Source organism: Gemmatimonadaceae bacterium (assembly GCA_020852815.1).
In the GTDB taxonomy this organism is placed as follows: domain Bacteria; phylum Gemmatimonadota; class Gemmatimonadetes; order Gemmatimonadales; family Gemmatimonadaceae; genus SCN-70-22.
In genome coordinates this window covers 25199-37499 of sequence record JADZAN010000041.1, presented here as the reverse complement: position 1 = coordinate 37499, position 12301 = coordinate 25199, and the positions used below count along the sequence as shown (strand labels likewise).

Here is a 12301-nt window from a genome sequence, read left to right as displayed (position 1 = left end):
CTGGCCGCGCTCTACTTCTGCATCGTGATGGCGTTCTACGGGGTGAGCTTCTGGCTGCCGCAGATCGTGCAGGCGACCGGCGGCCTCAGCTCGGCGACGGTGATTCTGCTGACGGCCATCCCCTACGTCGCGGCGACCATCGGGTTGGTGGTGGTCGGATCGCGATCCGACGCCAAAGCCGAGCGTCGCTGGCATGTGGCGGTACCCTGCCTGATCGGCGCCGCTGGGTTCGTACTGACCGTGGTTGCGCCGCAAACCGCCGCGGTGTCGTTGCTGATGCTGTCAATCGCGGCGTTCGGAATCTGGGGCGCCTTGGGACCCTTCTGGGCCATGCCCACCGCATTCCTCCGCGGGACCGCCGCCGCCGGCGGGTTGGCCATTGTCAACTCGATCGGCAACATCGGCGGCTTCGCGGGTCCATTCCTGATCGGCTGGGTCCGCGACGCGACTGGCCGCTTCGAAGGCGGCCTGTTGACGCTGGCTGGCGTCCTGGTGATTGGCGCGAGTCTCGCGCTTAGCCTGTCGGCACCTTCAGCAGCGCCGTAAGCGCCTGGTCCAGCGTACCCTGGCCCTGGAGGTACGGTTTCCACGACGTATCGAGGGCGGTCTTGAACGCGCCAAGCTCCCGCTGTTGCCAGAAGCCGTACCACTCCGCGTACGGCACGTGGCCGGGCGCGAGGGCGCGCACCGCTTCGCCGGCGGTGTAGAAAATAAGCGCGTGGGTGAGCAGGTCGGATACCGGCGCGGTGGCATTGTTGGTCGCCAACCTTCGCACCCGTCTCAGCATCGCGTCATCCCATTGATGCATCGCCTCGTGAAACACAATCTCCAATCCCAACAGGCCTTTCGTACCGGGGTCGACACTGGACACCACGAGGAGCCGGTCGCCGGTGGAATACGCACCGGTCCAGTTGGTGTAGGCGGTCACATGGACCGGGAAGCCATCTGCCGGCCACCGTTCCTGGTAGACGCGCGTGATGTAGCTGACGATCGCCGGACCATGCTGGGCGACGAGACCTTCCAACTCGCGCACCTCGCTCCGGTTCGCCTGCTGGTGCGCCGGCCACCACGCCTTGCGATACACCGGTGCTGCCTGTTCCAGCAGCGCGGCGAGGCCCGGATCGATCCGGGCCGTCGCGGGTTCGGCATCATCCCGCCGTTGCATCGCGGTCGTCACAGCCATCAGTTCCTGGTCGAGGGCCGTGTCTTTCAGGCTGAGCCCCTTGCTATAGGCGGTGACCGTGGCCGTCCACACGCGGCGGTCATCTTCAGACAGGCTCGGCAGGACGCGGGCCTGATCGGTGGGGGCATCGATCACCGCCCGGCGCTGGCGATCGGGAAATCCCGCCTCGGCCCGGCCGAGCACGTAGAGGAAGTGGTGGAGATTCAGCCAGAAGCCGTCCGACTGAAACCGGAAAATGGACGCCGGCTGCCGGACCGCCGAGGCGGCCGGCACCACGGACTGGCCAATCACCGTGAGGGCGAACACAATCAGCGCTGTCGGTCGCATGCCTAACTGTATGACGGGACGGTCGCCGGCGGCCTGCGCCGGCTGCCCCTTTTCTGCTACCCTTGATGAGAGCAGGCTCTTCGCCAGCAGGTGCCCGCTTCGCGAGGTAGTAGCTATGGCTCACAACGGCCGGCGCATCCGCGGTTTCTTGGTGAGTGCGGGGGCCACCCTATCGCTGATCTGGTTGCCCGCTCCAGCCGCGGCGCAAGTTTCGTCACCTCCGTCCGGTAGTTTCCAGGCTCCGTCCAGTCCCGACTTCCTGCTCGGCCGGCCCCGGGTGAGTGTCGGCGTACGCGGCGACTGGGTGTTCGCCAGTGCCGGGTCCGACCTTTACGACTTCGTCACTGACCAGTTGACACTGGAGAAGTCGTCGTTCAACGCACCGGGCTTTGGCGTCGAAGTCGCATTCAACCTCACCCCGCGCCTCGATGTCGTCGCCGGCTTCGACGTCGCCAAGTCGTCGACGCCGTCCGAGTATCGGGCGTTTGTTGACAACCGCAACTTGCCGATTCAGCAGGAGACTTCGCTGCGCCGGTCGGGCATGTTTGGCGCGGCGAGACTTGCGCTGATTCCGCGGGGGCGGTCGATCAGCCGATTCGCCTGGATTCCCTCGACCTTCGTGCCCTACCTCGGCGCCGGCGGCGGACTGACCAACTACCTGTTCAAGCAGGTGGGCGATTTTGTCGACTTCAGCGACAGTCGGGTGTTCACCGAATCGTTCCAGTCTGACGGCTGGGCGCCGTCCGCGCATGTGTTCGGCGGCACCGACATCCAGGTCTACCGGCGGATGTTCATGTCCCTGGAAGGGCGCTATACCTGGTCCAAGGCCACGCTCGGCACTGACTTTATCGATTTTGAAGCCATCGACCTCGGCGGATTCCGGTTGGGCGCCGGACTCCACATCCGGTTTTAGCCCGCAGATGACGCAGACTGCCTCACACGGAGACCGACCATGACAACGACATTGGTTCTCGCGTTCTCAATGGCCACCGGCGTGGCATATGCGCAGGCGCCGGCCGCCCCGGCCCCGGCGCCGACGGCACAGGTCGATGCTCGCTTTGCCAATTGGCTGGGCTGCTGGCGGCTTGAAGACGACCCGGCCGGCACCGGCGCGCGACTCTGCATCACGCCCGACACGCCTGGGGTGCGCCTGCAAACCGTGATCAGTACGGTCGATGGCGGCGCCGAACGGCTGCAGGCAGACGGGATCACGCGGCCGATCAGCGACCAGGAATGCGCGGGCACTGAGCGGGCGGAATGGTCGCGCGATGGCCAGCGCCTGTTCCGGCGAACCGAAGTGACGTGCGGCACTGAGCCGGCGCGCACGGTGTCGAGCATCGCGTTCCTGAACCCGGGACCGTCGTGGATCAACGTGCAGTTGGTCGAGGGCGGCGGCGACCGGGCCGTGCGCGTCCAGCGCTATCGCCGCGCTTTCAACCAGACTCTGGCCGATGGCTCGCCGGTCATGCAGGTGGTCGTCGGCGGCATGGCGCGCACACCCACGGCCGACGACATGTTGTGGAATGTCGCCGATGTGATCGAAGCCAGCGCCAAGATGCCGGCCGAGGCCGTGCAGGCCGCGATTGCCGAGGCCAAGGGCCGGTTCGACCTCAATAAGAAGTCGCTGGTCGCGTTGGCCGATGCCGGCGTTTCCGAAACGGTGATCGATTTGATGATCGGTCTCGCCTTTCCGCAGCGCTTCGTGGTCGAACGCCGCAGCAACTACGGCTCGTCCGCGCCGGTCGGCATCTCAATGGCCGGCAGCTTCTACGACCCGTTCCTGTCGCCGTTCCTGATGGGCAGCGCCTTTGCCGACTGCTATGGCTACAGCGGTTACGGCTACCGCAGCTACTACTCGGCGTGCGGGTCGATGTATTCGCCGTACTACAACCCGCTTTACGGCAATTACGGTTACGGCAACTACTACGGTAATTACTACCCGAGCGGTTGGGTCAGCGTGAATCCGGCTCCGGAGGCTGGCACGGCCCAGGTCGAAGGCCGGGTGGTCAACGGTCGCGGCTACACGCAGGTGCGTCCGCGCGAGAGCGAACCGATTCGTACCGGCAGCAACGACTACAGCTCGAGCGCCGGCAGGTCGGGCGCCAGTTCCGGCGGCACCAGCGGCGTCTCGTCGCAGGGCTACTCCGGCGGCTCAACTGGTAGCTCATCTGGCGGCTCGAGCGGTTCAAGCAGCGATTCCGGTGCGCGCACGGCCGTACCACGGCCGCCCGGCGGCGGGTTCTAGCCATCATCAACCTGAAGTAACCTGAGGTCTGAATGCGCTGATGCCCTCGACTTTGGCGCGCTGACCACCGATGCGCGGTTTGGTCCAGACCGGCGGCCAGGCCCCCGTCGAAGGGTGGCCGCAGTGTCAGGTTGATTTTTGCTTTGGCCAGTTGACCAGGGGAGTTCATCTAAATGGAACGCAAGACGGCGCAGGACTTCGACCAGGAACTACTGCTCATCTTCGACCAGTACGTGCACGGCGCCATCGATCGCCGCGGCTTTCTCGACCGCGCGACCAAGTTTGCCGTGGGCGGCATCACCGCCGGCATGTTGCTCGACTCGCTCAGCCCGAAGTTCGCCGAAGCACAGCAGGTGCCCAAGGATGACCAGCGGCTGAAGACCGAAGTGGTCGAGGTCGCCTCGCCCAAGGGTAACGGCACGATCAAGGCGTACGTGTGTCGGCCCGCCAACGCGACCGGCAAACTGCCGGCGATTGTCGTGGTCCACGAGAACCGCGGCCTCAACCCGCACATCGAAGACATCGCGCGGCGCCTGGCGCTCGACGGCTTCGTCGCCTTTGCACCTGACGCCCTCTTCCCGCTGGGAGGCTATCCGGGGGACGAGGACAAGGCGCGCGAGCTGTTCCCCAAGCTGGAGCAAGCCAAGACACGCGAGGACTTCGTTGCCGCCGCCTCCTTCCTCAAGGGGCGCGCCGAGTGCACCGGGAAGGTCGGCGCCGTCGGCTTCTGCTACGGCGGCGGGATGGTGAACTACCTCGCCACACGGCTCGGCACCGACCTGTCCGGCGGCGTCGCGTTCTACGGCTCGGCGCCCAACCTGGAAGACGTCCCGAAGATTCGCTGTCCGTTGTTGGTGCAGTCGGCGGAGAACGACCCGCGCATCAACGCCAGCTGGCCTGATTTCGAGAAGGCGCTGCAGGCGGCCAACGTGAAGTACGAGCGCTACCTGTATCCGGGGACGCAGCACGGCTTCAACAACGACACCACGCCGCGCTATGACGCGGCGGCGGCCAAGCTGGCGTGGGAGCGGACGGTGGCGTTCTTCCGGGCGAATGTGAAGTGAGCGTGTGCGGCGGCGCCGCGGCGAGTTCCTAAGCGGCGCGGCACCCTAAAGGCGCGCCGCGAGGGGAGAATCCGCAGCTGCGGCGGTGCGGTCGACCGGTCGGCGCGCCGACGATGACAGCCGGACGAGAGCTTTCGCGCAACGGGGAGTGGATCGGTGCTCAGGGCGCTGGTCCACCCTACCCGGAGCCTCCCCATGACCCTCCCCCGCCGCCCCTCACGCCTCCCGTTTGCCCCTGCGCTGCTCGCCCTCGCCACGTCGCTCTCCCCTTCGTTCGCGCAGGCGCAGGACAAGTCGAAGGACCAGCTCGAGAAGTGCGATCGCCCCATCGGGACCATCGCCCTGGCCGAGCCCAAGGCCGAGTACATGCAGTACTTCGCGCGCTACTCGCTAGGCTCCCCCACCGCGCTGCTACGCATGATGGTGCAGCAGTCCAAGTGCTTCGTGGTGCTGGAGCGCGGCGCCGGGATGGCGGTGATGAAGGGCGAGCGCGAGCTCGCGGGCGACGGCGAGGCGCAGGCCGGTTCCAACATGGGGAAAGGGCAGATGATCCTCGCCGACTTCGTCATGAACCCGGCCATCCAGGTGGTCGATAACAACGCCGGGGGCGCCGGCGGCGCCATCGCGGGGATCGGCCGCCGCCTGGGTGGCATTGGCGCGTTAGGCGGCGGCGTCAAGTTCAAGGAAGCCTCGACGACCATCCTCATCGCCGACGCGCGCACCACGGTCCAGGTTGCAGCTGCCGAGGGCAAGGCCAGGAAGACCGACTTCTCCCTCGGCATGTTCGGCTGGGCCGGCGGCGTGGTCGGCGGGGCCGGCGCCTACACCAGCACCGCCGAAGGCAAGGTCATCGCCGCGTCGTACATGGACAACTACAACAACGTCATCAAGCAGCTCAAGGACGATGCGACGATGATGGCGCGCGCCGAGAAGTTCGATCCGTCCAAACTGTCGAGCGGCGAGGCGCCGAAGGCCGGCTCCGTCTACAACGAGGGCGACGTCCTCTTCCCCAAGATCGACAACGTCAAGGTCTTCTCGGCGCCGCAGGACGCAGCCAAGGTCGCCGGCACGGTGAAGAAGGTCGACGAACTCGTCTACCTGGGCGAGGAGAAGGACGGCTTCCTCAAGGTGCAGGGGGCCAGCGCGGAGGGGTGGATCAAGAAGACGCTGGTGAGCAAGAAGTAGCGCGGTGCGTCACGCGGTCGGCGCCTCATCCTCCACCAACTCCCCATAGTCCACCAGCAGCTCCTCCCCCTCCGCAATGTCGCGCAGCGCCTCGAACCACTTCCCCTCGTCCACCGAGGCAACGTTCGGTGCGTCGGAGTGATTCAGGAAGTGCACCAGGTCGAGCTTCTTGAATCCCCCGCCGGGAAGGTAGTACGAATCGGCGTCGAACAGGCAATAGGTCTCGACCAGTCGCCGGGCGTGCACGGGGAGTTCGTCGATCGTGGCGCGCGGGATCACCACGTAGTCGTCAGTTGCAGGCGGCGGGGAGAACATGTCGCGGCACCCCTTGGGAATGTCGCGCAGCGCGAAGACGCCGATCCCCTCGATGGGAGACGGGCGCAACATGACGTACGTCTGGTCGCGCAGTTCCTTCAGGAGTTGCTCGGGGGTCATGGCGTGGCTCTGAACATGGCCGTGGACGATGGACCGGATCGTCCGGCGACGCAAGCGCGTTGCTGCCGGCGTTGCGCGCACCAGCTCACCCCTCCGCGCGCAACGCCTCCGTTGGGTCGATCCTGAGCGCGCGGCGCAACGGCACCGCGCATGCCGTGAGTCCGACGAGCAGCATGATCGCGTCCGCGCCGGCCAGGATCAGCACCTCGCGCATCGAGCCCAGCCCGCCTAACGAAGCAACGACGCTTCCCACCACCACCCCCAGGGTCACCTGCAGCAGCGCCCGCGAGAAGATCCCCGCCACGATGCGCCCCGCACTCGCCCCCAGCGCGGCGCGAATCCCGATCTCGCGCGTGCGCCGCGCGACGGTGAACGACATCAGCGAATGTATGCCGGTCGCCGAAAGCATCAGCACGATGAAACCCACCAGCCAGGCCACCGACGTCAATGCCCAGTTCATCCGTGCCTCGCCTCCGCCCGCCAGGCCAAGCGGTTTCACGTCGATGAGCTGGATGGTCGGGTCGGCCTCGGCGACGAGCGTGCGCAATCGCGTGGCAAAGGCATCCGGATCCCGTACCCGCACGGCGAGCTGCCCCGCGTGCCCCGTTCCGGGGAGCGACGGCAGGTACATCGCCGACTGCTCCTGCGGCTCGGGAAGCTGCCAGCCGAAGTCCCTGACCACCCCCACGATCTCGTACCATTGCTCGCCGGCGAGCGCATCGATCTCCCCGCTCACGATCCGCACGCGCTGGCCAACCGGATTCCGGTCGCCTAACACGTAGTGGGCGAACGACTGGTTCACCATGATCACGTGCCCGGTCTCGAAGTCGAGCGGGACGAAGTCGCGCCCCGCAACAACCGCCGAGCCAAACGCGCGAAAGAAGCCGCCCGACACCTGCACCAACGTGCTCCGCCGGATCCCGGTCGTCGGCGAGACGCCGAGCGTGCTGTCGACCTCGATGGAGTACTTGAACTGGTCCTCGACCGGGAGGCGGTCGGAGAACGAGACCTGCTCGATCCCCGGCTCCGCGCGCAGGCGACGTTCCAGCTCGTCGAAGGCGCGCCGCGTGCGCTGCGCGTAGGCCGCCGAGTCGAGCACGTAGTTTTCGCGATCGATGCCAACGCCGGCGGTGAGGTAGTGCCCGGCCTCGATCCCCTGCGCACGCTGGTGGAAGCGATTGGACTCGAAGGCGCCGCCGGCTGCAAGGGGGAGGAAGGCCACCGTGATCGCGACCTGCACCACGATCACCCCCGTCCAGAAGCCGCCGAATCTGAGACCCGCGCGCGCTGCCGCCTCGTTGCGCAGCGCGTCCTGCACATTGATCCGCGTCACGCGCAGCGCCGGCAACACGCCGACGATCGCCGCCCCAAAGAGCGTCAGCAGGCCGGTGTAGAGCACTGTCCGCCACGACAGCGTGTCGTCGATCCAGAACGGAAGCGCGCCGCTGGCCGCGAACTGCGCCACCGCGAATCGCAGTGCGAGCCGTGCCAGTCCGAGTCCCACGATCGCCGCCAGGCTCGCCAGCACCAGCGCTTCGACGAACAACTGCGCGATGATCCGTCCCCGGCTCGCCCCCAGCGCCGAGCGAACCGTGATCTCCCAGCCGCGCGTGGCCGTACGGGCAAAGACGAGCGTCGCCACGTTGGTGCAGATGATCGCCAGCAACAGCAGGAAGACCACGTTCACCGCGTAGACGATCTTCCGGATGAGGAGCATCTGCCCGGCGCCGAGCGGCTTTCCGTAGTTGGCGACGACCGGACGCAGGTGCTCGTGCGTTGCGCGGCTCTCGGCGGCGAGCCGCGCGCCGTGCACTTCCAGCTCATTGCGCGCGTCCTGCAGCGTGGCGCCGGGTGCCAAGCGGCCGAACACCGTCACCATGGGCCCGGTTCGCGGCGCGATCGTGAAGGCGTCGCGGCGCAGCGGAAGCCAGAGGCGCTGCGTGGCGGGAAAGGCGAACCCCTGCGGCATCACGCCGACGATCGTCGCACTTGCGGTTCCGAGCTTGACCGACTTCCCGACCACGCCCGGATCGCCCTCGAAGCGCGACGTCCAGAGTGCGTGGCCGATGACCACCACCGGCGGCGCGCCCGGCTCCTCGTCGCGTTCGGAGATCGTGCGCCCCATGAACGGCGCCGTCCCCATCAACGCGAAGGCATTGGCCGTCAACTCGGCGCCGTTGACGATCTCGACATGCCCATCCTCGGTGGCCAGGTTGCGCTGGAACTCGACCGCCGCTCCCACCACGTCGAGCGTGCGCAACTGTCCGCGCCACAGACCAACATCATGCAGCATCCGTCGCTCGGGCGACGAGGTGTGCGCATCCCAGTTGGTGATCGAGATGACGCGATCGCCCCCAGCAATCGGCAAGGTCGGGTTCTGCCACTTGTTGACGGCCTCGAAGTAGATGGAGCCGAGGGCGATGGCGACCGCCATGGCAACCGTCCCCACGACGGTGAGTCCGGGGAACCGCACCAGGATGCGGAGCCCGACCTTGAAGTCGAGCCAGGAGAAGCGGAGCGGGCGTTGTGTGGTGGCGACGACGGCCTTCATGCGCGACGAATGACGGGTAAAAGTACTTTGCGCAATAAAGCCGCCATCCGGCGTGCGCCAGTGCCTCCATCGCACGCGTCGTCCCACCACCATCGGCGCGGACCGCTGACGGCGACGCCCGGGGGAGACTCCACTCCCGCCGAGCGCTCTCCTTGCCGGCATAGGAGAGCGCGTACACCTTTCTCCTAACCCACATAGGAGAAGCAATGGCGCCGCCAGCAGAACTGCTCCCCGGCAACCTCGAGCTGGTCATCCTCAAGGCCATCTCACTCGGAGACGTCCACGGCTACGGCGTGCTGCTGCGCATCCAGCAGATCTCCGGCGAGGCGATCGTCGTGCAGCAGGGGGCGCTCTATCCCGCGCTCTACCGGCTGGAGCAACAAGGGTTGATCGCCGGTCGCTGGGGGACATCGGACAACAACCGGCGTGCACGCTTCTACAAGCTCACGCCGCTCGGGCGACGTCGCTTCGTGCAGGAACAGGGGAGTTGGCAGCGGCTCGCCGACGCCATCGCTCGCTCGCTCCTCGCCACGCCGCAGGAGATCTGAGATGCCACAGCTTCCCGAATGGGCCACGGCCACGGCGTTGAAGGCCCGCGCGCACGCGATGTATCGCACGGTGATGCACGGCGACCAGCTCGACGCGGAGATGCGCGAGGAGTTCCAGCATCACCTGGACGAGCGCACCGATGCACTGGTGCGTGAGGGGCTTTCCGCCGACGAGGCGCGGCTGCGCGCACGGCGCGAGTTCGGTCACGAGGGGACGCATCGTGCGCAGGCGCACGACGCGATCGGGTTGGCATCGATCACGCAACTGCGCCTCTCCTGGCTCGACGTGAAGCTCGGGCTTCGCATGCTGCGCAAGTACCCCATGCTCAACATCGCCGCCGTTTTCGCGCTCGCCATCGGCATCCCCATGGGGCTCGCCCCCTCGCACCTGGCGCGCTCGCTCGAGGCGCCGCTCCCTGGCGACGCGGACAACCGCGTGCGCGCCATTCGTCACTGGGATCCCCTCTCCTCCGGCGTCGCCCCCACCTGGGACGCGGACTTCACCCACTGGGCGCAGCAGTTGCGCTCCTTCTCCGCGCTCGGCGCCTTTCAGACGTCGCGCTACAACGTGGCAGCGGCAACGGGGGTAGCTGCGCCTGCCAATGGTGCGCAACTCACCGCCGGCGTTTTCCAGTTGTTGGGGGCGCGACCGTTCATCGGCCGAGTGATCGAGGATGGTGACGTTGCACCCGGCGCACCGGAGGTCGTCGTCATCGGACACGCCTTGTGGAGCGCCCGTTTCGGTCAGGATCCCGGCGTGCTGGGCCGCACCATTCGCATCGGGCGCACGCTGCACACCGTGGTGGGCGTCATGCCCAACGGCTTCGCCTTCCCCAACAACGAGTCGCTGTGGCTCCCCCTCCGTCTTGCATCTGCCGGCGGCACGGCGGAGCGCGCGCGTGTGCAGGTCATTGGCCGACTGGCGGAGGGTGTGTCGGCGCAGCAGGCGCAGGCCGAGCTGTCGTCGCAGGTGATGTCGAGTACAAGCGCCGCCAGCGCCAGCGAGGCGCGCGAGCGCTCGCGGCTGCGAGCGGAGGTCGTCCCCATCGGCCTTCTCTTCCTCAACCTCCCCGCCGGCGGACTGGCGAGCCTTCCCGAGTTTCGCCTGGTGCAGCTCCTGATGTTCGGGTTGCTCCTGGTGGCGTGCGGCAATGTCGCCATGCTCGTCTTTGCGCGCACCGCGACCCGGTTGCGCGAGCTTGCCATCCGCATTTCACTCGGCGCCAGTCGCGCGCGCATCGTGTCGCAGGTCTTCGTCGAGACGTTGCTGCTGGCGGTAGTCGCCGCTGGCGTGGGCGTCGCCGTCTTTGACTGGGCGCTCGATCACGTGAACCTCGCCGCGCTGGCCGGCGAGACCACGCTGCCGTACTGGCTCACGCTCGAGCTCACGTGGCGCACCGCACTCAGCGCGCTCGCCCTGGCCGTCGTGAGTGCGACGGTGGCCGGCGTCATCCCCGCCGTCGCCATCTCCGCGCGCTCGATCGCGCAGAACATGGGCCTTGGCGCGCGCGTGCGATTCGGGCGCCTGACCGCTGGCCTGGTCGTGGCCGACATCGCCGTTTCCGTCGCGGCGGTCGGGATGGCCTTCGCCGTCGCGCGCCACGCGACCGACCTGGAGGTGGCCGAACGCGCCACCGGGATCCGGGCGGCGGAGTATCTCGGGGTCGAGTTGCACCTGCCGGCCGATGCCTCGATGGCCGCCGGCGCACCGGGGGGCGACGGCCTCACCGATCGTCGCCGCGCCCAGCTCGCCGCGGCGCAACGCGCCCTCGTCGCCGCGCTCGAGCGCGAGCCCGGGGTGACGCGCGTCGCCGTCGGCGACGTCCTCCCACGCATGGAGCACCCGGCGCGAGCGTATGAAGTGGACGTGGTCGATCATGCCGCCGATGCGCCGCTGCGCTGGACGCGTGTGGCGCGTGTGGACGTCGACTTCATGCGAGCGCTCGGCACCCCGATCGTCAGCGGGCGCGACTTCACGCGAACCGACGTCGACAGCGGCGCGCACGTCGCCATCGTCAACACCGCCTTCGTGGCGCGTGCCCTCGACGGGCGCGACCCCATCGGGCAGCGCGTCCGCCTCCCCATCCGCGCCGACAGCAGCAAGGGGGCGTGGCACGAGATCGTCGGCGTCGTGGGCCCGCTTGGCGTCAATGTGCTGAACGCCGATCGCGGCGAGGCGATCTACCTCCCGGCCGCGCCCGGCACCCTCAATCCCATGCGGCTGGCGGTGCACACCGAGATGCCGCCGGCCACCCTGGTCGACCGCGTGCGCGCCCTCATGCTCGCCGCCGATCCCGAACTGGTGATGGGGCGCGCGACGGTGCTGAGCGAGGCCCGGCAGGGCGACTGGTACCTCGTGATGGGGCTCGTCGCCGGACTCATGGTGCTGGTCGGCGTACTGCTCGCCCTGGCGACGTCCGGGCTCTTTGCCATGCTCTCGCTCTCCGTCTCGGAGCGTACGCGCGAGATCGGCATCCGCTCGGCGCTGGGCGCCTCACGCGGCCGGTTGCTCCTGACGATCCTGCGGCGGTCGCTCGTGCAGGTCGCCGTTGGCGCCGCGATCGGACTCCCCTTCGCCGCGCGCTTCGTCTTCGAGGTGACGGCGACGCCGAGTGCTGGCGGTTCCGTGGTGCAGGCCCTGGTGGTCGCGCTGGGGATGGCGACCGGGATCGTGGCCCTCGTCGGGATCACTTCGTGCCTGATCCCGACGAGGCGGATCCTTGCGGTGCAAGCGCGCGAGGCGATGCACGCGGATGCATGACG

The 12301-nt window shown here is 67.8% G+C and carries 10 protein-coding genes; 7 read left to right on the top strand and 3 right to left on the bottom strand.

Translation table 11 applies throughout. From position 1 onward, the window contains the following. Nucleotides 1-546: MFS transporter (locus tag IT359_19685; GenBank protein ID MCC6931220.1), on the top strand; the 546-nt coding region annotated here is incomplete at its 5' end. On the opposite strand, the gene IT359_19680 is transcribed toward IT359_19685, so the two are convergent. Beyond that, entirely contained in the window at nucleotides 515-1510 is a 996-nt protein-coding gene (locus IT359_19680; GenBank protein MCC6931219.1) for a hypothetical protein, read from the bottom strand. The genes IT359_19685 and IT359_19680 overlap by 32 nt on opposite strands. 115 nt (nucleotides 1511-1625) lie before the next feature. Here IT359_19680 and IT359_19675 point away from each other — a divergent pair, with 115 nt between their 5' ends. From IT359_19675 to IT359_19660, 4 genes are all read left to right on the top strand, one after another. Next, entirely contained in the window at nucleotides 1626-2423 is a 798-nt protein-coding gene (locus tag IT359_19675; protein MCC6931218.1) for a hypothetical protein, read from the top strand. Nucleotides 2424-2462: 39 nt separating this feature from the next. After that, nucleotides 2463-3755, top strand: coding sequence for a hypothetical protein (locus IT359_19670; protein MCC6931217.1), 1293 nt, complete (start codon nucleotides 2463-2465; stop codon nucleotides 3753-3755). A gap of 173 nt (nucleotides 3756-3928) precedes the next feature. Continuing rightward, on the top strand, nucleotides 3929-4819 hold the full coding sequence (locus tag IT359_19665; GenBank protein ID MCC6931216.1) for a dienelactone hydrolase family protein: 891 nt from the start codon (nucleotides 3929-3931) through the stop codon (nucleotides 4817-4819). A gap of 195 nt (nucleotides 4820-5014) precedes the next feature. Continuing rightward, entirely contained in the window at nucleotides 5015-6004 is a 990-nt protein-coding gene (locus tag IT359_19660) for a hypothetical protein (protein MCC6931215.1), read from the top strand. Nucleotides 6005-6013: 9 nt separating this feature from the next. Here the strand turns inward: IT359_19660 and IT359_19655 are convergent, their stop codons facing one another. Both IT359_19655 and IT359_19650 read right to left on the bottom strand, forming a co-directional pair. Beyond that, nucleotides 6014-6439 carry an SET domain-containing protein gene (locus IT359_19655; GenBank protein ID MCC6931214.1) on the bottom strand — a complete coding sequence of 142 codons (426 nt, stop codon included), beginning with the start codon at nucleotides 6437-6439 and terminating at the stop codon, nucleotides 6014-6016. 85 nt (nucleotides 6440-6524) lie between these two features. After that, nucleotides 6525-8990 (bottom strand): ABC transporter permease, encoded by a 2466-nt coding sequence (locus IT359_19650; GenBank protein ID MCC6931213.1) that lies wholly within the window; start codon nucleotides 8988-8990, stop codon nucleotides 6525-6527. Nucleotides 8991-9196: 206 nt separating this feature from the next. On the opposite strand from IT359_19650, the gene IT359_19645 reads away from it, so the two are divergent. Together IT359_19645 and IT359_19640 are read left to right on the top strand one after the other, a co-directional pair. Continuing rightward, on the top strand, nucleotides 9197-9538 hold the full coding sequence (locus IT359_19645; protein ID MCC6931212.1) for a PadR family transcriptional regulator: 342 nt from the start codon (nucleotides 9197-9199) through the stop codon (nucleotides 9536-9538). Between the two features lies 1 nt (nucleotide 9539). After that, nucleotides 9540-12299, top strand: coding sequence for an ABC transporter permease (locus IT359_19640; protein MCC6931211.1), 2760 nt, complete (start codon nucleotides 9540-9542; stop codon nucleotides 12297-12299). The last annotated feature ends 2 nt before the right edge of the window (nucleotides 12300-12301 follow it).

Excerpts from the sequence above, each read along its gene's own strand:
- IT359_19680 (MCC6931219.1), bottom strand. The coding sequence starts at position 1,510 with ATGCGACCGACAGCGCTGATTGTGTTCGCCCTCACGGTGATTGGCCAG.
- IT359_19675 (MCC6931218.1), top strand. The coding sequence starts at position 1,626 with ATGGCTCACAACGGCCGGCGCATCCGCGGTTTCTTGGTGAGTGCGGGG.
- IT359_19670 (MCC6931217.1), top strand. The coding sequence starts at position 2,463 with ATGACAACGACATTGGTTCTCGCGTTCTCAATGGCCACCGGCGTGGCA.
- IT359_19665 (MCC6931216.1), top strand. The coding sequence starts at position 3,929 with ATGGAACGCAAGACGGCGCAGGACTTCGACCAGGAACTACTGCTCATC.
- IT359_19660 (MCC6931215.1), top strand. The coding sequence starts at position 5,015 with ATGACCCTCCCCCGCCGCCCCTCACGCCTCCCGTTTGCCCCTGCGCTG.
- IT359_19655 (MCC6931214.1), bottom strand. The coding sequence starts at position 6,439 with ATGACCCCCGAGCAACTCCTGAAGGAACTGCGCGACCAGACGTACGTC.
- IT359_19650 (MCC6931213.1), bottom strand. The coding sequence starts at position 8,990 with ATGAAGGCCGTCGTCGCCACCACACAACGCCCGCTCCGCTTCTCCTGG.
- IT359_19645 (MCC6931212.1), top strand. The coding sequence starts at position 9,197 with ATGGCGCCGCCAGCAGAACTGCTCCCCGGCAACCTCGAGCTGGTCATC.
- IT359_19640 (MCC6931211.1), top strand. The coding sequence starts at position 9,540 with ATGCCACAGCTTCCCGAATGGGCCACGGCCACGGCGTTGAAGGCCCGC.